The organism is Pseudochrobactrum mosebachae (genome assembly GCF_048914685.1).
In the GTDB taxonomy this organism is placed as follows: domain Bacteria; phylum Pseudomonadota; class Alphaproteobacteria; order Rhizobiales; family Rhizobiaceae; genus Pseudochrobactrum.
This window is the reverse complement of record NZ_CP128408.1, coordinates 866,349-887,772: the sequence shown is the minus strand read 5'-3', so window position 1 is coordinate 887,772 and position 21,424 is coordinate 866,349. Positions and strand designations below refer to the sequence as shown.

At 51.7% G+C, this 21,424-nt stretch carries 18 protein-coding genes; 14 read left to right on the top strand and 4 right to left on the bottom strand.

What is annotated here, in order from left to right; genetic code table 11:
* Positions 1-55 precede the first annotated feature (55 nt).
* The 7 genes from MP213Fo_RS04125 to MP213Fo_RS04095 all read left to right on the top strand — a co-directional run bounded on the left by MP213Fo_RS04125 (position 56) and on the right by MP213Fo_RS04095 (position 8,000).
* Positions 56-511, top strand: coding sequence for a PaaI family thioesterase (locus MP213Fo_RS04125; protein WP_421090405.1), 456 nt, complete (start codon positions 56-58; stop codon positions 509-511).
* A 135-nt stretch (positions 512-646) separates the two neighbouring features.
* Entirely contained in the window at positions 647-1,363 is a 717-nt protein-coding gene (locus tag MP213Fo_RS04120; protein ID WP_421091008.1) for a 5'-methylthioadenosine/S-adenosylhomocysteine nucleosidase, read from the top strand.
* Positions 1,364-1,483: 120 nt separating this feature from the next.
* Entirely contained in the window at positions 1,484-3,043 is a 1,560-nt protein-coding gene (guaA, locus tag MP213Fo_RS04115) for a glutamine-hydrolyzing GMP synthase (RefSeq protein WP_421090404.1), read from the top strand.
* A 63-nt stretch (positions 3,044-3,106) separates the two neighbouring features.
* Positions 3,107-3,556 carry a ribose 5-phosphate isomerase B gene (rpiB, locus tag MP213Fo_RS04110; protein ID WP_421090403.1) on the top strand — a complete coding sequence of 150 codons (450 nt, stop codon included), beginning with the start codon at positions 3,107-3,109 and terminating at the stop codon, positions 3,554-3,556.
* Positions 3,557-3,935: 379 nt separating this feature from the next.
* Entirely contained in the window at positions 3,936-5,225 is a 1,290-nt protein-coding gene (locus tag MP213Fo_RS04105; protein WP_421090402.1) for an NCS2 family permease, read from the top strand.
* Between the two features lie 368 nt (positions 5,226-5,593).
* Positions 5,594-6,985 (top strand): MATE family efflux transporter, encoded by a 1,392-nt coding sequence (locus tag MP213Fo_RS04100; RefSeq protein ID WP_421090401.1) that lies wholly within the window; start codon positions 5,594-5,596, stop codon positions 6,983-6,985.
* Between the two features lie 88 nt (positions 6,986-7,073).
* The gene (locus MP213Fo_RS04095) at positions 7,074-8,000 is read left to right on the top strand and encodes a LysR substrate-binding domain-containing protein (protein WP_421090400.1); all 927 of its coding nucleotides are present in this window, start codon (positions 7,074-7,076) and stop codon (positions 7,998-8,000) included.
* 69 nt (positions 8,001-8,069) lie between these two features.
* On the opposite strand, the gene MP213Fo_RS04090 is transcribed toward MP213Fo_RS04095, so the two are convergent.
* Positions 8,070-10,364 carry a heavy metal translocating P-type ATPase gene (locus tag MP213Fo_RS04090; RefSeq protein ID WP_421090399.1) on the bottom strand — a complete coding sequence of 765 codons (2,295 nt, stop codon included), beginning with the start codon at positions 10,362-10,364 and terminating at the stop codon, positions 8,070-8,072.
* Between the two features lie 74 nt (positions 10,365-10,438).
* On the opposite strand from MP213Fo_RS04090, the gene MP213Fo_RS04085 reads away from it, so the two are divergent.
* Together MP213Fo_RS04085 and MP213Fo_RS04080 are read left to right on the top strand one after the other, a co-directional pair.
* A complete protein-coding gene (locus MP213Fo_RS04085) occupies positions 10,439-10,888 on the top strand; it encodes a MerR family transcriptional regulator (RefSeq protein WP_421090398.1) in 450 nt (149 codons plus the stop codon).
* A 25-nt stretch (positions 10,889-10,913) separates the two neighbouring features.
* Positions 10,914-11,261 (top strand): arsenate reductase, encoded by a 348-nt coding sequence (locus tag MP213Fo_RS04080; protein ID WP_421090397.1) that lies wholly within the window; start codon positions 10,914-10,916, stop codon positions 11,259-11,261.
* Positions 11,262-11,293: 32 nt separating this feature from the next.
* Here the strand turns inward: MP213Fo_RS04080 and MP213Fo_RS04075 are convergent, their stop codons facing one another.
* Positions 11,294-12,244 carry a polysaccharide deacetylase gene (locus MP213Fo_RS04075; protein WP_421090396.1) on the bottom strand — a complete coding sequence of 317 codons (951 nt, stop codon included), beginning with the start codon at positions 12,242-12,244 and terminating at the stop codon, positions 11,294-11,296.
* Positions 12,245-12,577: 333 nt separating this feature from the next.
* On the opposite strand from MP213Fo_RS04075, the gene MP213Fo_RS04070 reads away from it, so the two are divergent.
* The 5 genes from MP213Fo_RS04070 (at position 12,578) to MP213Fo_RS04050 (ending at position 18,684) form a co-directional block, all read left to right on the top strand.
* On the top strand, positions 12,578-13,249 hold the full coding sequence (locus MP213Fo_RS04070; protein ID WP_421090395.1) for a tetratricopeptide repeat protein: 672 nt from the start codon (positions 12,578-12,580) through the stop codon (positions 13,247-13,249).
* Between the two features lie 215 nt (positions 13,250-13,464).
* Positions 13,465-14,904 carry a ribosome biogenesis GTPase Der gene (der, locus tag MP213Fo_RS04065; protein WP_421090394.1) on the top strand — a complete coding sequence of 480 codons (1,440 nt, stop codon included), beginning with the start codon at positions 13,465-13,467 and terminating at the stop codon, positions 14,902-14,904.
* 108 nt (positions 14,905-15,012) lie between these two features.
* A complete protein-coding gene (locus MP213Fo_RS04060) occupies positions 15,013-15,975 on the top strand; it encodes an L-threonylcarbamoyladenylate synthase (RefSeq protein WP_421090393.1) in 963 nt (320 codons plus the stop codon).
* Between the two features lie 125 nt (positions 15,976-16,100).
* Positions 16,101-17,510, top strand: coding sequence for an FAD-binding oxidoreductase (locus MP213Fo_RS04055; RefSeq protein WP_421091007.1), 1,410 nt, complete (start codon positions 16,101-16,103; stop codon positions 17,508-17,510).
* Between the two features lie 607 nt (positions 17,511-18,117).
* Positions 18,118-18,684 (top strand): DUF6101 family protein, encoded by a 567-nt coding sequence (locus MP213Fo_RS04050; RefSeq protein WP_421091006.1) that lies wholly within the window; start codon positions 18,118-18,120, stop codon positions 18,682-18,684.
* Positions 18,685-18,812: 128 nt separating this feature from the next.
* Here MP213Fo_RS04050 and MP213Fo_RS04045 read toward each other — a convergent pair whose 3' ends face one another.
* Both MP213Fo_RS04045 and MP213Fo_RS04040 read right to left on the bottom strand, forming a co-directional pair.
* Complete coding sequence (locus MP213Fo_RS04045; RefSeq protein ID WP_421090392.1) at positions 18,813-19,568, bottom strand: crotonase/enoyl-CoA hydratase family protein; 756 nt, start codon at positions 19,566-19,568, stop codon at positions 18,813-18,815.
* Position 19,569: 1 nt separating this feature from the next.
* On the bottom strand, positions 19,570-21,336 hold the full coding sequence (locus MP213Fo_RS04040; protein WP_421090391.1) for an acyl-CoA dehydrogenase: 1,767 nt from the start codon (positions 21,334-21,336) through the stop codon (positions 19,570-19,572).
* Positions 21,337-21,424: the final 88 nt, after the last annotated feature.

Genomic DNA, 21,424 nt, shown 5'->3' with positions numbered 1-21,424 from the left:
CAGTTCAACTTCAAGGTAGACTGCTCTGAGCGCTGGCTGTGGGGTGAGGGATAGTATGGCAGTAGCGAGAATTGCAGAGCCGGATTTCAAAGAACGGGTTGAACAGAGTTTTGACCGTCAGGCTGCAATGAAGCTGATAGGAGCACAGCTGACGCGGTGTGAGCCGGGCGTGGTAGAGGTCGAATTGCCGTTTCGCGCTGATCTTACCCAGCAACACGGCTTTCTCCATGCGGGTATTGTTTCAACGGCGCTGGATGCTGTTTGTGCATATTCTGCACTAACCGTTATGCCTGCGGATGCCGCAGTTCTGACCATTGAGTTCAAGGTCAATTTGCTGGCTCCGGGTAAGGGTGAGCATTTTCTGTTTCGTGGTAATGTCACCAAGCAGGGGCGCACAATTATGGTCAGCGACGGGCAGGCTTTTGCTGTTGGTGAAACTGAAGTGAAATTGATTGCTACCATGACAGCAACGCTGATGGTGGTGAAAGACCGCGACGACTTGCAAGGTTAAAGCAGTTTCAATAGAGGCCGCTTCAATGAAAAAGGGTGTGCCGCGCTTCTGTTATGCAGAAGGCGGCCTCAGGTGTTTGAAATGACTAAAATTATGCCCGCACCGGTACAGGGTGTTGCAGATGATGCGATGTCGATGATGCAATATGTGCATGATTTCGGCGGCCAGAAAGTGCTGTTCGTAATGGCGTCGCCGTCTGAATACGGGCCGCATTTACAGGCAATGTTCAAGCCGTTGATCACCGGTATTGGCCCTGTTGAAGCTGCAGTAGTGGTGTCGGTAGTGCTTGCCGATCTGTCAATGCGTGGCGCTTTGCCTGATCTGGTGGTGTCATTGGGCTCAGCCGGTTCTGCCAAATTGGTGCAAACAGAAATCTATCAGGCGGTTAGTGTCGGCTATCGCGATATGGATGCTTCAGCGCTGGGTTATGCCAAAGGGCAGACACCTTCAGCCGATTTCCCGATTATCATTCCGCTGCCGTTTCATATTCCGGGTGTTGCCAGTGCCTCGCTGTCAACCGGAGCCAATATTGTTACGGGCGCAGCCTATAATGACATTGATGCTGATATGGTGGATATGGAGAGCTTTGCCATTTTGCGCACCTGCCAGCGTTTTGCCGTGCCGCTGATCGGTATGCGCGGGATTTCTGATGGTGATGAGGCGGTTAAGCAGGTTTCGGACTGGACGCGCTACCTGCATATTATTGATGAAAAGCTGGCGCAGGCTGTGCGATTGCTGGAAGCGGCCTTGCTGCAGAGCACACTGGTTAAAACGACCGGTCATCCGGATCCGGGGCTTTATAAGGCCAATCTTGAACGAACAGTGCCATTGACGGTTAAATCCGGCGGCTGAGTTGAAACAGTATCAAAAAAGCGGGTTTCAAGCCTGAATACCTGCTTTATACCCTAATATATTGTCGCAGAGTTTCGATTCTACCTTGCAACAATCAGGATAATTCTTTAGAGGCTGCCCATGAGCACCACCCATCCCGATACTATCCTCATCATCGATTTTGGCAGCCAGGTCACGCAGCTGATTGCGCGGCGTGTGCGTGAGGCTGGAGTCTATTCCGAAATCGTACCGTTTCAGCTGGCAGATGCCGCGTTCACGCGCATCAACCCAAAAGCTGTGATCCTTTCCGGCAGTCCGCATTCGACGACCGATATTGGTAGTCCGCGCGCGCCGCAGGCCGTATTTGAAGCCGGTATTCCGGTTCTGGGCATTTGCTATGGTGAGCAGACCATGTGCGAACAGCTTGGCGGCAAGGTTGAAAGCGGTCATGACCGTGAATTCGGTCGGGCTTTCCTTGAAGTGCAGGAAGACAGTGCGCTGTTTGCCGGCGTCTGGGCCAAAGGCACCCGCCATCAGGTTTGGATGAGCCATGGCGACCGCGTTACTGCGCTGCCGGATGGTTTTAAAATTATTGGTACATCACCGAATGCACCTTTTGCTGCTATCTCAGATGAAAAGCGCAAATATTATGCGGTGCAGTTCCATCCTGAAGTGGTGCATACGCCGGATGGCGCCAAGCTTCTGGAAAATTTCGTCCATAATATTGCCGGTATCAAGCCGGACTGGACCATGTCGGCTTATCGCGAGCAGGCAGTTGAAGCAATCCGCAAACAGGTTGGTAAGGGCAAGGTTATCTGCGCACTTTCCGGTGGTGTGGATTCATCCGTTGCCGCATTGCTGATCCATGAAGCAGTTGGCGATCAGCTGACCTGTATTCTGGTTGATCACGGCCTGATGCGTAAGGATGAAGCGGCGCAGGTAGTTGAAATGTTTGAAAAACATTACAAACTGCCGCTGATCCTCGTCAATGCGCAGGATCGTTTCATCAATGCGCTTGAGGGGGAAACTGACCCTGAGAAGAAGCGTAAAACCATTGGCCGCTTGTTCATTGAAGTGTTTGAAGAAGAAGCCGGCAAACTTGGCGGCGCAGATTTTCTCGCACAGGGTACGCTGTATCCTGATGTGATTGAAAGTGTGTCATTCACTGGCGGACCTTCGGTTACCATCAAGTCGCATCACAATGTTGGCGGTTTGCCAGAGCGCATGAATATGCAGCTCGTAGAACCCTTGCGTGAACTGTTCAAAGATGAAGTGCGTGTGCTGGGTAAAGAGCTCGGTCTGCCGGATTCATTTATCGGTCGCCATCCGTTCCCGGGGCCTGGTCTGGCTATTCGTTGTCCGGGCGGCATTACCCGCGAAAAGCTGGAAATCCTGCGTGAAGCTGATGCCGTCTATCTTGATGAAATTCGCAAGGCCGGTCTTTATGACACGATTTGGCAGGCATTCGCCGTGTTGCTGCCGGTGCAAACCGTTGGCGTGATGGGCGATGGCCGCACTTATGAATTCGTTTGTGCGCTGCGTGCAGTGACTTCCGTTGACGGGATGACCGCGGATTTCTATCATTATGATATGGATTTTCTGGCAAAAGCAGCAACCCGTATTATCAATGAAGTTCGTGGTATTAACCGCGTGGTTTACGATATTACTTCCAAGCCTCCGGGCACAATTGAGTGGGAATAAATACCGGGTTAATCCAGCCCTGTTCAAACATTCAATTCTCTCGTGAAACGGAGTCATCTTGCCATGACTATGAATAAACGTATCGTTCTCTCCAGCGATCACGCTGCAATTGCACAGCGTCAGGCCATTGCTGCGCATATTACGGCACTGGGCTGGGTTGCTGTTGATATCGGACCTACAACGCCGGAAAGCACGCCTTATCCTGAGCATGGTGAAGCGGCTGCACGGATGGTTGCCTCTGGCGATTGCCAGTTGGGCATTATCCTCTGCGGTACCGGTCAGGGCATAATGATGGCAGCAAATAAGGTCAAAGGCATTCGCTGCGGCGTTTGTACCGATACTTTTTCAGCGCGTATGATCCGCCAGCACAATGATGCCAACATGTTGTCGCTTGGTGTGCGTGTGATTGGCGAAGGTCTGGCACTGGATATCGTGGATGCGTTTTTGACCAGCGAGTTTGAAGGTGGCCGCCACGCAACGCGGGTGGATATGATCAAAGCGCTGGAGCAATAATTTCAGTGGTTTATGCCAAGTCTGAATAATCGAACTGACCAAAATGTTCTGCCTTGAAATTTTAAAGTGCCGTTATAAGCCTCAGCGTTTGTAGCGGTATTTTTTTATTTTATGACCTGATTTGGCGCCGTATGGCAGAAAACTCCAGTGAATAAGCAATTTCAAATATAGAGGGCAGGCAGGGGGGTGCATTTACGCAGGCGGTTATTCGTGATAATGGCAAAAATGTGGCATTGTTTTTGTAATCAGATAATCTCAAGATACATCAACAAGCCGCCTCCCGCACTGATAGTGAGTCTTTGCTCCTAAAAATTGCGAGGAGGTAATTTATCTGACAACGACAGAGCGCCTTCTCGTAAAGCCTGACAGGGAGCAACCAATGCTGGAAAAGCTTTTCAAATTACAGGAACATAAGACCAATGTGCGCACGGAAGTGCTGGCCGGTCTGACAACGTTCCTGACTATGTCCTACATTATTTTTGTTAATCCGGACATTCTCTCAACCACCGGCATGGATCGTAATGCGATTTTTGTTGCCACTTGTCTTGCAGCGGCCCTCGGTTCGATTGTCATGGCTTTTGTGGCCAACTGGCCAATCGGCATGGCGCCAGGCATGGGGCTCAACGCGTTTTTCGCCTTCACTGTAGTTGGCGTTATGGGCTTTACTTGGCAGCAAGCGCTGGGTGCGGTGTTTATCTCCGGTGTGATTTTCTTCATTCTCACCATTTCCGGCATTCGCAGCTGGCTGGTTGATGGTATTCCACGGTCATTGCGCAGTGCGATTGCCGTTGGTATCGGCATGTTTTTGGCGCTGGTCGGAATGAAAAGTGCCGGCATTATTGTAGGCAGTGAAGCCACATTCGTAACCCTTGGTGATTTGACAAAAACCGGCCCGCTGCTGGCGATTTTCGGTTTTTTCATCATGGCTGTTCTTGATGCGCTGAAAGTTCGCGGCTCGATCCTCATCGGTATTCTGGTGGTAACAGTGCTGTCGATCATGCTCGGCGTGAGCGAGTTCCATGGTGTATTCTCGGCGCCGCCAAGCCTTGCACCAACATTCATGCAGCTTGATATTATGGGCGCATTGCATGTTGGTTTCTTTCAGGTTGTGCTGGTCTTCGTTCTGGTTGAAGTGTTTGACGCCACCGGTACACTGATTGGTGTGAGTAAGCGCGCAGGTCTGCTGCCAGAAGGTAAGCCAAACCGCCTTAACCGCGCTTTGTTTGCTGATAGTACAGCCATTATCGGCGGCTCGCTGATTGGTACCAGCTCGACCACAGCCTATGTTGAAAGCGCTTCAGGCGTGCAGGCTGGCGGTCGTACCGGTTTGACTGCAGCGGTTATTGCCGTGCTGTTTTTGGCGGCCTTGTTTATCTCGCCGCTGGCAGGTTCTGTGCCTGCTTATGCAACAGCTCCGGCACTGATTTATGTAGCGTGCCTGATGATGCGTGAAATGTCTGAGATCGAATGGGATGAAATTACGGAATCCGCACCTGCTGCTCTGACGGCGCTTGGTATTCCTTTCACCTATTCAATTGCCAACGGTTTGGCTTTTGGTTTCATCAGCTATGTGGTGCTGAAAGCCGGCTCCGGAAAATGGCGCGTTATTCATCCTGCAACATGGATCATTGCGGCACTGTTCGTTATCCGCTTCGCATTTGTCCACTAACAAAGATTGCTGTTTCTAGAGCTTTTCACTATCAAGTTGAATCAACTTGATAGATATGACAATGCGAAATTCTAAAATCTAGAGCGAGCTCTGCGATCCAACCTGTTCGTTACCCGCTCTAGCAGTCTGAACTGAGCCTGATTTCAATGAGCCGTAAAGCAACACGCTTTGCGGCTCATTGCTGTTAAGATCATACTCGCACTTACTTAAATGGCGTGTTAGGGCTGATAATTGTGTCAGTCAGACCGGGATTCGTTGCTGACCGGCGTTACATTTCCGTGCTGCTGATAATACAGCTTAAAATGCAGAAATTGGCACTCTGTAAAAATATGTTTGCACTGTAATAGGCTGTCTGGAGGCGGCTGACCATGACTGCACTTGCGCAGACACAGACCAATCATCGCTGGGGCAAAGAGATTTTGGCCTCGTTCAAACTTGGCTGGCCGCTGATTTTTACCAATCTGTCGCAAGCGGCACTGACCGCCACAGATGTGATTTTAATTGGCCGTCTGGGTGCCGACACACTGGCTGCCGCAGTGTTGTCGACAAGCTTTTATCATTCGATGATGATCTTTTGCATGGGGCTGGTATCTGCCACACTGCCGATGATGGCAATGACGCTTGGCCGCAACCGACACTCTGTGCGTGATGTGCGCCGCACTGTGCGTCAGGGTTTCTGGACAGCGATTATCATCTGTGTTCCGTTCTGGGTGTTGCTCTGGCATGCAGAGAGTGTGTTTTTGTTTTTGGGGCAGCGGCCTGATATTGCCGCCAATTCCGTAGAATTTATGCATACGCTGCAATGGGCGATGCTACCTTATCTTGGTTATATTGGTCTGCGTTCATTTCTGGCTGCGATGGAGCGCCCGCTCTGGACATTACTGATCGCGCTGTTTGCTATCGTTTTTAATGCTTTTGCGGCCTATGGGCTGATTTTTGGTAAGCTTGGCTTGCCGGAAATGGGCTTGCGCGGTGCCGGTATTGCTACCACAGCCTCCAGCTGGCTGATGTTTTTTGGTCTGGTGATTGTTGTTACCACCCATAAGAAATTCCGTCGTTACAAGTTGTTTGGCCGTTTTTGGCGTCCGGATTGGCCACGCTTTCTGGAATTATGGCGTATCGGTCTGCCAATGGCGCTGACCTTCGCTTTCGAAACCACGATTTTTTATGCAGCAGTGCTGATGATGGGCAAGATCGGCCCGACATCGCTGGCTGCGCATGCGGTGGCAATCCAGATCGCATCTTTGAGTTTTATGGTGCCGCTGGGCTTCGGCCAGGTGGCAACTGTGCGCGTGGGGCGTGCCTATGGTGCCGGTAATCGCGAGGCTGTAACCTATGCAGGCTGGAGCGCTTACGGGCTTGGTGTTGGCTTTATGGCGTTTATGGGTTTGTTGATGCTCCTGATCCCTAAATTCTTTATCAGCGCGTTTCTGGATATAAATGACCCTGCCAATGCGGAAGTTATAGCGCTTTGCATTTCATTCTTAGCTTTTGCAGCGTTGTTTCAGATTGTTGACGGGGCGCAGGCAGTGGCTGCGGGGATGCTGCGTGGTTTGCGCGATACCCGTATTCCGATGTTTATGGCGCTACTCGGTTATTGGGGCGTTGGCTTGCCGCTTGGGGGGCTGCTGGCCTTCACGTTTAAATTTGAGGGTATCGGCGTGTGGATTGGTTTGGCGACCGGCCTTGCTATTGTGGCGGTGCTGATGACGCATCGTTGGTTACGCCGTGACCGGTTGAGCACTGTGGTCTATATCTGAGCACCCTGTAACACAGCAGATTTATGCCCGTGCTCTTTGCACGGATCGGGTATGGGTTAAGTACAAACACAAGCTTGCGAGGACTGCCATGCAAGACCTGAATGATCTGCGGTTTTTCGTTGTTGTCGTGGAAGAGGGGGGCTTTGCTGCCGCTGCCCGCAAGCTCAACATGCCGCGCTCACGCCTGAGCCGGCGTATTGGCTTGCTGGAAGACAGCCTTGGGGTGCGTCTGATCCAGCGCACTACCCGCCATTTTGCGGTGACCGATATTGGTCAGGAATATTATCGCCATTGTGTGGCGATGCTGGTTGAGGCGGAAGCTGCGCAGGAAGTGATTGACCGTATGCGCTCGGAGCCGCAGGGTGTCGTGCGTATCAGCTGCCCGCCAACAATGATCCATTTTCAGGTCGGCGAGATGATCGCACGATTTATGCAGCAGAACCCTAAAATCGAAGTGCAGCTTGATAGTACCAGCCGCCGCGTGGATGTGGTGCGTGAAGGCTATGATCTGGCTTTGCGGGTGCGGTTTCCACCATTGGATGACAGCGATCTGATCATTCGTAAACTGGCTGAAAGTCCGCAGCGTCTGGTTGTCAGTCCGGCTTTACTAAGCGGCTTTGATCGGCCGCTTGAACTTGAAGATTTATCAGGACTGCCAAGTCTGGCATGGCACATGCAAAAGACAGATCATGATTGGCATCTTGAAAAAGCTGACGGCACCAGTGCTGTCATCCGTCATAAACCGCGATTGATGACAGAAGATATGGTGACCCTGCGTCTGGCTGCTTTGCAAGGGATTGGCATTTGCCAATTGCCCACAATGGTTATCCGCGATGATCTGCGCGAAGGTCGCTTGGTTGATGTGATGCCGCAATGGGCACCGCGCACTGGCATTACCCATGCGGCTTTTCCTTCACGGCGCGGGCTATTGCCTTCGGTCAGGGCATTGCTGGATTTTCTGGGGGAGGAATATGCAAAACTCGCCCGTAGTGAAACGGATTATAGCCTGACATAAAACAACCTGATTTACAGGCTGACTGAGGAAGTAAGACGGGCAGTTATGCTGCCCGTCTTAATCGCAAGTTTATGGCTTCCAGCGCAGCAGACGCATGGCATTGGCTGTTACCAGAACGGTGGCGCCGGTATCTGCCAGAATGGCAGGCCACAGACCGGTAATGCCTAGGATTGTGGTGATCAGAAACACTACCTTCAAGCCGATTGCCAATGTGATATTCTGCTTGATATTCGCCATCGTTGTCTGTGACAGCGAAATCATATTGGCTACATCCATCACGCGGCCATGCATAATTGCAGCATCTGCGGTTTCTAGTGCCACATCAGTGCCGCCACCCATGGCAATACCGATATCGGCGGCAGCCAGCGCCGGTGCATCATTGATACCGTCACCAACCTTGGCCACAATTTGCTTTGCTGCTTTCAACTCACCAATCACACGGCGTTTATCTTCCGGCATCATTTCCGCATGTACTTCCATGCCAAGATCATTGCCGATCGCCTCTGCCGTACGGCGATTGTCACCGGTGAGCATAATGGTGCGAATGCCCTGGTTTTGCAGCGCTTTCAAACCGGCACGGGCATCTTCACGGGGCTCGTCGCGCATGGCAATACCACCGGCGAGCAGATCACCGATCATCAGCAGCGATACGGTTTTACCCTGATCATTCAATGCCGCAATACGCTGCATATCACTCTCGGAAACCGTGGTTTTGGTGGCCACAGCTTTTGGCGAAGCCAGTAAAACTGCCTGACCTTCAACAGTGCCGGTCACGCCTTTACCGCCCAATGCTGCCCCGTCATGGACTTGTGGCAGAGTAATGTTTTTATCTGCTGCGGCTTTGAGAATGGCAATCGCCAGCGGGTGACTTGAACCCTGTTCAACACTTGCAGCAAAGCGCAGAACCTCTGTCTCATCTTTGCCAAAAGCGATAATGTCGGTCACTATGGGCGTGCCTTCAGTCAGCGTGCCGGTCTTGTCAAAAGCAACGGCAGTAACATGGCCGGCACTTTCCAGCACCGCACCACCTTTCATCAGCAAGCCGCGGCGCGCGCCGGATGAAAGGCCGGCAGCAATGGCAGCAGGCGTTGAAATAACCAATGCGCAAGGACAGCCGATCAGTAATATGGCAAGTCCTTTATAGATCCACTCATTCCAGTCGGCGCCCATCAGCAGCGGCGGTGCAATGGCCACTATTGCCCCTAACAGCATGATTGCAGGAGTGTACCACACGGAAAACCGGTCAATAAAACGCTCAGTCGGCGCTTTGGATTCCTGTGCTTCTTCGACCTGCGCAATAATGCGGGCAATCGTATTGTTTTGAGCCGAGGCTGTGACCTCTACACGCAAAACATTGTCACTATTGATCGTTCCGGCAAAAACCTTGTCACCGGTTTCTTTGTTTTTAGGCGTACTTTCGCCGGTAACCGGTGCTTCATTAACGGCGCTGTTACCGCTGATAATAACACCATCGGCGGCAATGCGATCACCCGGACGGATCAAAATAATGGTGCCGACCAGCAAACTTGCGGCATCCTGTTCAATAATCTGGCCGTCTTTTTCCACACGGGCGGTTTTGGGAACCAGATCAGCCAGTCCGCGGATGGAGTTGCGGGCGCGTCGTGCGGCAACACCTTCAAGCAGCTCGCCGATCAAAAACAGCAGCACCACCATAGCTGCTTCTTCAACCGCACCAATAAACAGCGCTCCGATAGCAGCCACCGTCATCAAGGTTTCAATAGAAAAAACGGTGCCAAAACGTGCGCCGGCAATGGCGCGCCGTGCAATAGGCACGAGCCCGACCAGCATGGCAGCAGAAAAGATATAGAGCGAATATTGCGGCACAAAATGGCCGATAATATAGGCAGCAACCAAAGCCGCACCGGCAGCAATTGTCAGGCGGGCTTTACTTTGCTGCCACCACGGTTTGCTGTCATCATCTGAACCATGATCATGCATGTGCAGGGGAGAGGTTTCTTTTACATCCTGCGTTGCGTTTTTGTGATTATGGCTTTGGTGATCGTGCCCACTATGGTTATGCCCGTGGTCGTGGTCGTGGTCGTGGTCGTGGTCGTGGTCGTGGTTACCGGAGCAGGCAGCGGCAGGCGCTTCCGGTTCTGCAAGCGCGGAAGGCTGGCTTTCACCAAGGTGGCGGGCTTTATAGCCGAGCTTTTTAACCTGTCCGGTAATCGTATCAGCTTCAAGACCCTTATGGGTCACTGTCATTGTTCCATTAGTCACTGAAACGGAGACATCACTAACCTGATTACCGATGCGGCGCACGGCTGTATCGATCTTTTTGGCACATGAAGCGCAATCCATGCCTTCAACGCGGAACTTATCCTGACGAACTGGACCCGACATCTCCAACTTCCTTTTCTCTTGCATCTTTTGAAAACCACCCTAAATGCTCTAGTGGCTATAGGAGCAAGCGAAAAATGGACAAAAAAGCCTATACAATCGGCAAAGTTGCAGAGCGCAGCGGTGTTAAAGTGCCGACGATCCGTTTTTATGAGCAAATCGGCTTGATTCGCGAGCCAGAGCGCACACAAAGCCAGCGGCGAGAATACGGAGCCGATGATATTAAGCGTCTGGCCTTTATCCGCCATGCGCGTGATCTTGGTTTTGAAATCAATGATATTCGCGAATTGCTGGCAATGACCGAGACCCCCAATGCCTCTTGTCATGAGGCCGATTCGATCGCGCGCCGCCATCTCGACGAGATTGAAAGCAGGATTGAACGGCTGTCAGCTTTGCGTGATGAACTGAGCCGTATGGTCAGCGAGTGCGACCACGGCCGGGTATGTGAATGCCGTGTGTTGCAAATACTGGAGGATCACAGCCAGTGCGGCCATGATCACGATCATCCGGTGCAAACGCTAAAATGAATGATGATCAATAAAGGATGTTGATATGACTGTAACACTCTACGGTATTAAAAATTGTGACACGATGCGCAAGGCTCAAGACTGGCTGATTGCGCATGAAATTGCCTATGATTTCCATGACTATAAAAAGTCGGCGCTGGATAGTGCCAAGCTTGAAGGCTGGTGCAGGGCGCTGGGCTGGGAAGTTGTAATCAATCGTGCCGGCCAGACATTTCGCAAACTGGATGATGCACAAAAGCAGGATCTGGATGAGGTCAAAGCGATCGAGTTGATGCTCGGCAATTTGTCGATGATCAAGCGGCCGGTTCTGGATAAAGACGGTAAATTGCTGGTCGGATTTAAACCTGAGCTTTACGCTGAATTCTTTGCCTGAACATTCGAAGGCATCATGATGCGCCGCAGCTGTTAAAGCGCGGCGTGTCTTTTATTGAGCTCCGGTTCTGACAGATAATCCTGATAGCTGACACAGCGCACATCATCGCGTTTGCACACATCACGGGCAAAGCGCTCCAGCGCATTCCAATAGGCGCCATTATTCATCAGCACAAAATGAAAACCCAGTTGCAGCGGAATACGTTGTCCCTGATATTGCTTGTTAAAGGCATTCATAAACGCATCATAACTGCGCTTTTCAAACGCGGCGGCCTGCTCCGGCTTTTCTTTGCCGCCGGAATGGCGAACATAAAGATTATAATCCATCGCTATAACCGGTCTGTTGGCTGGGCCTTCAGGTATCAGTGGCAGGCCAAAGCTTTTTAAACCGGCAATATATTTGGGCAATTCTGGCCCTGATGTGACGCCGCTTGCCTGATAGGCAAAACCGCTTTCACGCAGTGCGGTCTGCACTGGACGGTCATCGGAAAGATAGGGCGCGCGAAATCCGGTGATCTTGTTATAAACCAGATCTTTCCAGCCATCCGGCTCACCATCAATCTTATTGGCGCTCCATGCATTGCCTACAATATTGCGGAAAGACTGAATTTCCTGCGCCCATTCTTTGACTGTCCAGTTTTTACCATCAAAATGGCCGCAACCATGGCTGGCAATTTCATGGCCTTCAAGATGCGCTTTCCAGACATTATCAAGCCGCGCGGTAATTTCAGCTTTATCCTGCGCAAAGCCGACATTGGATCGGCCGGCCTTCATGCGCGGCGGCTGGTATTGGGCGCGGTCAGAGCGCTCCATATAAAATACGCAAGATAGAAAATAGGTGAAATGGGCACCGGTCTGTTTGCCTAACAGGCGGCTGCGCTCCCAGAGTTTGTTATCATGTGCGCCGTCAAACGAGATGATCACGACCTGTTTGGGCTGGCTGTTCTCAGTTTCCGGTTTTTGCGGGGTTGTATCATCCGGCATAGCCTGCACGCTTGTTATAAGGCACAGGGAAAACATTAAACCGGTGATAAAAGGCTGGTGCATAAAAACGGATGCTCGCAAATAAGGCTTGATGAAAAGGCAGAGAAACAGTGCATAGGGCTGAAATATGGCAAAGAACGGGCATTGCCAGTACTAATTATGAGCAAAAATCAGCTTGAATTAAGGAATTATGCAGGAATCAACAATGGGGACTACCATCTGTTGCCGATTCCGACTAAAAGCCGGATAAGTGGTTTTATAATTGGAAGTTGTGTACACTCAATTATATATAATCGCATCAGATAACGGTTACAGGTTTATCACAGGGTATCCATGACAGACGACAGCTTTATCCGCGAAGTGAATGAAGAACTCCGCTCTGAACAGATGCGCGCTATATGGCGCCGCTTCGGGCCGATCCTTATTGGTGGCGCAGTGGCGGTTGTCATCGGTACTGCAGGTTATGTCGGTTATGAATATTGGCGTGAGAGCCGCGCTGCCGTTTCCGGCGACCAGTTTCTGGCATCTCTTGATCTGGCATCCCAGAACAAGAATGATGAGGCTCTGAAAGCACTGGAAGCGCTGAAAACCGAAGGCGCAGGCTCTTATCCTGTGCTGGCGCAGCTGCGTTCAGCAACACTGCTGGAGCAGAAAAACGACGCAGCCGGTGCTGTTGCGGCTTTTGACGCGGTGGCTGCCGATAGCAAATCACCGGTCGCATTGCGTGATATTGCCAAGCTGCGTGCGGCCTATATTCTGGTTGATACCGGCAGCTATGATGATGTTGCCAAGCGTGCAGAAACGCTGAGCGCAGACGGTAATCCGATGCGCGGCTCTGCCCGTGAAGTGCTGGGACTGGCAGCTTATAAAGCTGGCCGCCGTGATGATGCGGTTAAATTGTTTCAGCAAAATGCTGATGATGCAGCCATTCCGGCTAATCTTCGTCAGCGCGCCACTACCATGCTTGATCTGATGCGCAGCTCTGAAACTGCTGCAAAGAGCTAAGGCATTTTGCTTTGAATGACTGAGATAGCCACTCTCACGGGAGAGGATATCTTGTACTAAATTATAGTATTTACGGAGTGCTGCTTGGCGGTCTTTCGTAAATGCAAGGCAATTCCAGCAAGATTGGGAACCGGTTTTGGGTTCGGAATTGCGTAAAACTCTCATTAGAGCGGTTGTCTGCGGAAACCCGCTCTATAAACGGAAAAATAAGCTGAATGAGCTTTACACTTGCAATTATCGGACGACCGAATGTCGGCAAGTCCACACTGTTTAACCGTATTGTCGGGCGCAAGCTGGCGCTGGTCGATGACACGCCGGGCGTGACCCGTGACCGCCGTATGCATGAAGGCAAGCTGTATGATCTGTATTTTAAGGTCATTGATACAGCTGGTCTGGAAATTGCTGAAGCGAGCACGCTGGAAGGCCGTATGCGCGCACAAACGGAGGCCGCTATTGATGAGGCTGATGCCGTACTGTTCGTTATCGATGCCAAGGCCGGTTTAACACCGACAGATATCGAATTTGCACAATTTGTGCGCAAATTCAGCAAGCCGATTATTCTGGTTGCCAATAAGGCTGAAGCCCGCGGTTCAGAAGCCGGTCTTTATGATGCCTATCGCTTGGGTCTTGGTGAGCCTTGCCCGATTTCTGCGGAGCATGGTCAGGGTCTGCCGGATCTGCGTGATGCGATTGTTGAAGTGATCGGTAAAGAACGGGCATTTGCTGAGGAAGAAGCAGCAGAAGCATTCACGCCTGAAACAATCGGCGAGCTGGTTGGTGAAGATGTCAGTGATGAAGAAGATGAAGTCATCCCTGATTATGATGATACCAAGCCTTTGCGCATTGCCATTGTTGGCCGCCCGAATGCCGGTAAATCCACGCTGATCAATACAATGCTTGGACAGGATCGTCTTCTGACGGGCCCTGAAGCCGGCATTACCCGCGATTCCATTTCCGTTGAATGGGAATGGCGCGGTCGTGAAGTGAAATTGTTTGATACAGCCGGTCTACGCCGCAAATCGCGCGTACAGGAAAAGCTTGAAAAGCTCTCCGTGGCTGATGGCCTGCGTGCTATTCGCTTTGCGGAAGTTGTTATCATTGTTCTTGATGCGACCATTCCTTTTGAAAAACAGGATTTGCAGATTATCGATCTGATTATCCGTGAAGGACGCGCGCCGCTCATCGCTTTCAATAAATGGGATCTGATTGAAGATCGTCAGGCATTGCTGGCTGATCTGCGTGAAAAAACCGAACGCTTGCTGCCGCAGGTGCGTGGTATCCGTGCAGTGCCGATTTCGGGTGAAACCGGACAGGGCATTGAAAAGCTGATGGAAAGTGTTGAACTTACCCATCGTATCTGGAATTCACGTATTTCGACCGGTCGCCTCAACCGCTGGCTGGAAGGCGTTCTTGCCCACCATCCGCCGCCGGCAGTTTCAGGTCGTCGCCTGAAAATCAAATATATGACGCAGGTCAAGGCGCGTCCGCCGGGCTTCATGGTGTCATGCTCCCGTCCGGATTCGATGCCGCAATCCTATGTGCGTTATCTGATCAATGGTCTGCGTGAAACTTTTGATATGCCGGGTGTGCCTATTCGTCTTTCCTTGCGCACATCGGATAATCCTTTCGCAGGACGTGCGAAAAAGAAACGCTGATAGTATTGGCACTGATTGATAAAACCCTGCCGCAGAATCGCTTCGGCGGGGTTTTTCGTTTAAATAAGCGAATGCGCCTGTGGGCGTATCATGCAGGAGAATAACGGTATGGCGCAGATAATCAGCACAGAGCCTTCCGCCTTGCAGATTGCTGCACAGCATCTGAAAAATGGCAGCCTTGTTGCACTGCCGACTGAAACTGTTTACGGGCTCGCTGCAGATGCCGGCAATGGCAGTGCGGTTGCCGGTATTTTTTCTGCCAAAGGCCGCCCGCATTTCAATCCGCTGATCGCGCATATGGCAAGTCTGGAAATGGCGGAGCGCTATGTGCAGTTCGATACATTGTCGCGCAAACTTGCAGAGAAATTTTGGCCCGGCCCCCTGACTTTGGTTTTGCCGCTACGTGAGGGGGCAGCCATTCATCCGCTGGTAACGGCAGGGCTGACAACGCTTGCTGTGCGCATGCCATGCGGACCGGTGCGTGAGATTATTGCGATGCTGGATAGCCCGCTTGCAGCCCCGAGCGCCAATAGTTCCGGCCGCATCAGTGCCACCTCTGCACAGGCTGTGCAGGATGATCTTGGTGACAAGGTGGAGCTGATTGTTGATGGCGGCGCTTGCGTGGTGGGGCTGGAATCCACAATCGTTAAAATTGAAGGTGAAAAGGCCTATCTGTTGCGCCCCGGCGGCTTGGCCGCGGAAGATATTGAAGCCTTTATCGGGCAGCCATTGCTGCGTCTAGATCAGCGCGCGGCTATTCAGGCACCGGGTATGCTGGCCTCGCATTATGCACCAAATGCTGCGATGCGTCTTAATAGTGAAGAAGTACGCGAGGGCGAGGCTTTACTGGCTTTCGGCTTTGATCGTGCCAATCATGCGGAACGCGCGGTGATGGTGCTGAATTTGAGCCCTTCCGGTGACTTGCATGAGGCAGCGGTGCATTTATTCGATTATATGAAACAGCTCGATGCGGCAGGCGCTGCAACAATTGCTGTGGAGCCGGTGCCGCATCATGGTTTGGGCGAGGCGATCAATGATCGTCTGTCACGCGCGGCTGCGCCGCGCTCTTGATAAGGTATGGGGCGGCAGCACAACGCTCATTATAAAATATATATGCTGGATAAATTTAACATGCTGGCATAGTGCGATTAGCTGAATAAACTGAGGGAATGATGAAAATGAGCGAAGCTGCGGTGATGTCTGCAGAACTGATGGCGCGGTTCACGGCGATTGTCGGAGACAGCAACGCTTTTCACCAGCCTGAAGATCAGCTGTCTTATCTGCGGGAGCCGCGCGAGTTGTTTTTTGGCCGCGCCGCTTTGGTGTTGCGCCCCTCAACAGTTGAAGAAGTGTCTGCAATCCTGAGGCTGGCCAATGAAACTGCCACGCCTGTGGTGCCGCAGGGTGGCAATACCGGTCTGGTTGGTGCTCAGCAGCCGGATGAAAGCGGGCGTGCAATTGTCTTGTCACTGACGCGGCTCAATAAAATCCGCGCAATGGATACAACCGGCAATTTGGTCACTGTTGAGGCGGGAGTTGTGCTGCAAAACCTGCAACAGGCGGTTAGTGATGTAGGGCGTTTGTTTCCGCTGTCGCTGGGTGCAGAAGGCTCATGCCAGATTGGCGGCAATCTTTCATCCAATGCAGGTGGTACGGGCGTGCTGGCCTATGGCAATATGCGCGAGCTGTGTCTTGGTCTTGAGGTGGTTTTGCCCGATGGCGAGGTACTTAATGATCTGCGCACCGTTAAAAAAGACAATACCGGCTATGATCTGCGTGACCTGTTTGTTGGCGCAGAGGGCACGCTCGGCGTGATCACAGCCGCAGTTTTAAAAATCTATCCGCAACCAAAAGGCAAATCTGTTGCCTATGCGGGCCTGCAAACTGTGCATGATGTGGTGCAATTGTTTAAGCTGGCTGCCGATCAGGCAGGTATGGCACTGACAGGTTTTGAGTTGATGCCGCGGATTGGTGTTGAGTTTACGCTGAAAAATATTGAAGGCCTGCGTGATCCGCTGGAAAGTGCTTATCCGTGGTACGCGCTGATTGAACTTTCGTCTTCTCGCTCGGAGGCAGATGCTCTGGCGATGATGGAGGATATTCTGGGGCAGGGTTTTGAAGCCGGATATGTGCAGGACGCAGCTATTGCCCAAAATGGTGCGCAGGCTGATATGTTCTGGAAAATGCGTGAGGAAATGTCACCGGCACAAAAGCCGGAAGGCGGATCAATCAAGCATGACATTTCGGTGCCGGTCGCGGTAATCCCTGACTTCATAACCGAGGCGGCAGCAGTGGTAGAGGCGATGATCCCTGCTGCACGTGTGGTTTGCTTTGGCCATATTGGCGATGGCAATCTGCATTATAATGTTTCGCAGCCGGTCGGTATGGATAAGCAGACCTATTTGTCGATGTGGCATGAGCTTAACCACCGCATCCACACGCTGGTTATGCGCTATAATGGTTCGATTTCTGCTGAACATGGCATCGGTGCGTTGAAGCGTGATGAATTGCAGGCTTTTAAACAGCCGCTGGCGCTGGATCTGATGCGCCGGATCAAAAAAGCTTTTGACCCTAACAATATTATGAACCCCGGCAAGCTGTTGTAAAATGCGATCATTCTGACACTTGCTGCACTTGAAAGTTTAAACTTACGCCGCCGTTTCGTTAAGAAGCGGCGGCGTAATTATTAAGAATGACAAGTTTACCCACCGGTCATCGTCAACGACTGGTAAATATTGGTGCTATGCAGTGCAAAAACGCAGTTAGCAAAAGATTTATATTCGAAAAATCGTGTTTAATGCGGGTTTAACATCTGAGCCGTCAGCGTTAACAGGACGTTGCTAAAATCTTGTAATTTTCAGACTATCTTCAGACTTAAGCGCTTGAGAGGGCTGAAACTGTTGTGCGCTACGATAAACTGGCACTTGTTGTTTAGCTCTTGTTAAAAATTATAAATATTGTCTGATTTGGCGCGGTTAAATGCTGTTTACCGCAGTTGCCAAAACCTTACTGCTCTCTGCTTGCTGGTTGGAACTTGTAAACCATTACAACAAAGACACATCCATTAACCGTGTCGTTTAAGCAGATTGGTGATTTGCATGCGCTATTCTTAAATCCAACGAAGCCACAAGGCTCGATCGATAAGAAGAACCGGACATAAAACAACAACAGCGGTTCTCAGAAGCAAACAGGGCGTGAATGATGATGAACCAGATGCTGGAGCGACAGGACAAACCAGTTTGGGCGAGCAGGGAAATCCGGCTTGATCCATTCCAGTTCCCCCAGAGCGTATCTTACGCTTCAACGGGTGAGCAGGAAGATGTTACATTCACAATCAATGAACGTGGCGCAGTGTTGCGACGTGTTCTGCCCTCCAGCGGCTTGCCAATGTCGGTGGCTTTGCCGGCACATGTGTTTCTGGGCATAACAGCCCGTGCAGTTGAAGATGAAAACGGTCTGATCACTGTGACACTGGAGCTGATGCACGAAGACCCGCAAATGTCGGTGCCGCTGCTGGTTGCGCATGATCTGGATGATGTTGCTGCTGATTGGCATGCATGGGCGAATGCCTACAAGCTGCCGATGATGCTGGTTGAAGCTGATGGTGTGGCACGTCCGCTTTATGACAGTATGGGTGGCGTCAATACATCAGCCAGCACAGAGCGCCGTCAGGGGCAGGAACATCGCCGCCGTCGCCCGCGCTTTCTGGCACGCCGCAAAACCGGCTCGCTGGGTGTGACATTGAAGATTGCCGGCCGCGAAATCATCGCGCGAGTATAAAAGCCGCGAAATCATCGCGCGGGTATAAGAGCCGCGAAATCATCGCGCTCGAGAATTTAAAATGTGATCTCCAGTCACAGAACATGCAAAAGACCGTATGCTTGAAGGGGCATACGGTCTTTTGCATTTTATGATTTTTTGCGCGAGAGAAAGGCACCCACGGCCTGCGCGGTCTCTGCCGATTTAAGGCGCTCTGCAAAAATCAGCGCTTCACGATCAATCCGGTTGATGAGTGGCTCATCTGCACCGCGTAGCAGATCACGGGTCAGTTGCAGGGCAACCGGCGGGCGATGCGCCAGTTTCTGCGCGGTATTAAGCACCTCTGCTTCCAGAGCATCTTCCGCAACAATTTGATACACAAGACCGGCCTCACGCGCCTGTTCGGCACTGAAGGCTTCGCCCATTGCCAGCAAAGCAAAGGCACGCTGATAGCCCATAATCTTGGGTCCTAACAGGCTGGAGCCAGCCTCCGGTATCAACCCAAGATCAACAAAAGGGGTGTGAAAAACAGATCGTGGTGTGGCAAAGGTCAGGTCACAATGCAGATTAAGCGTGGTGCCGACACCAATCGCCAGCCCGTCAACGCCGGAGATCAGCGGCTTGCGCGTTTGTGCCAATATATGCAGAAAATCAATGATTTCAGCGCCAAGACTGCCATGCGACAGCGCAGCATTCATAAAATCCTGCATATCATTACCGGCAGAAAATGCGCCGGGCTGGCCGAAAATAACATTGACGCGGATGTTGTCATCAGTGTCGCCAGCTTTAAGAGCCTGCGCAATTGCCTGATACATATCGCGGGTGAGGGCGTTTTTCTTAGCGGGCCGGTTAAGGCGGATAATCTGTACAGCGCCCTGGCATTCGACCTGAATAAATTCGCTCATATTAATTATCCTGCAAAAGAGTTGCGGCATGGTTGAGACTGGCGGAGCCGTTGAGGATTGTCTGCTTCAGCCCTTCCGCTTCACTCAGAATATTCTCAATGAAAAAACCGGCTAAAGCGGCACTCTTATCGTCCGCTAGGCCGGCTTTTGCCAGATAAACGCCGCCAGTGACCAGCGATAGCAGGCGTAAATAGGGTGTGGCACCGCAAAGGACCGTTTGATTGTCGCCTTCTGAAAGATGCTGTAAAAGAAAACGGGTAGCCTGTTCGGTATGATCGAGCGCGGCACTCAGATGCGGGGCAAATGCACTTAAAGTATCGGATCGTTGCGCCTCGGCAATCACAGCGCGCAATTCATTCAAAAGTCCGTCAATATGCTGGCCGTTCTCCAGAGGTAATTTACGCATCACCAGATCAATGGCTTGTATACCATTGGTACCTTCATAAATCGGCAGTATGCGGGCATCGCGCAGCAATTGGGCGGCACCGGTTTCTTCAATATACCCCATGCCGCCATGCACCTGAATGCCGAGTGAGGCAACATCCACGCCGATATCGGTTGAAAATGCTTTGGCAAGCGGTGTCAGCAGGCTGGCGCGGTTTGCCCAGTATGTGGCTTTCGAGTGATCTGCCTTCGCCATATCCAGCGCTTGTGCACAGCAATAGCAAATTGCGCGCGCGGCTTGGGTCAGCGCTTTCATTGTCAGTAGCATGCGCTGTACATCAGGGTGAGCAATGATCGGGCTCATATCTGCACCCTTGACGCCCGCAAGCGCCCGACCTTGACGACGATCCTGCGCATAGGACAGTGCTTTTTGAAAGGCAGCTTCGGCAATGGCCACGCCCTGAATGCCAACCAGCAGGCGGGCATTGTTCATCATTGTGAACATGCAGGCCAGCCCCTTATGCTCTTCACCGATCAGATAGCCAATTGCACCTGTTTCGCCTGTATCGCCAAAGCCGTCACCATAAATCATAGTGCAGGTCGGTGAGGCATGCAGGCCGAGCTTTTCTTCAAGGCCGGAGCAGAACACATCATTGCGTGCGCCAAGTGAACCGTCATCATTGACCAGAAATTTAGGCACGAGAAATAATGAAATACCTTTGGTGCCAGCTGGCGCATCGGGCAAACGCGCCAGCACCAGATGCACAATATTATCCGTCAGGTCATGCTCGCCATAGGTGATGAAAATTTTGGTGCCGAAAATCCGGTAGCTACCGTCTTGTGCCCGCTCTGCGCGTGCACGCAAGGCACCAAGATCAGAGCCGGCCTGCGGCTCAGTAAGGTTCATAGTACCGGCCCATTGACCGGAAATCAGTTCTTCAAGATAGATATTTTTCAATTCATCGCTGGCATGATGTTCCAGCGCCTCAACCGCACCCATGGTCAGGGTTGAGGCAATGGCAAAGCCCAGTGATCCGGAATTCCACATCTCTGCGACCGCAACCGCCAGCAAAGTTGGCAGACCTTGCCCGCCATAAGCCGGGTCGCCGGTCAGGGCATTCCAGCCGCCATCTGTCCAGTCTTTATACAGGTCTTTCCAGCCATCAGCCGTGGTAACCTGCGCATCTTTCAGTGTTGCGCCCTGCTTGTCGCCGGTGGTGCGCAGCGGGGTAATCCGGCTTTCGCTGAATTTGGCCGCTTCCTGTAAAATAGCTTCAACAATATCCGGTGACAGTTCTGCAAACAGCTCGGTGTTTAACAATGCAGGCAGATCTGCAACCTGATTGAGCACGTGCTGAATGGCATTCATTGGCGCGCGATACATCTGCTTCCTCCATTTGGCACATCGCAATAAAGCGGATGCAGCCGCAGTTGTGTTCGAAGCATAATTGGTATCGGCTTATTACGTAAAC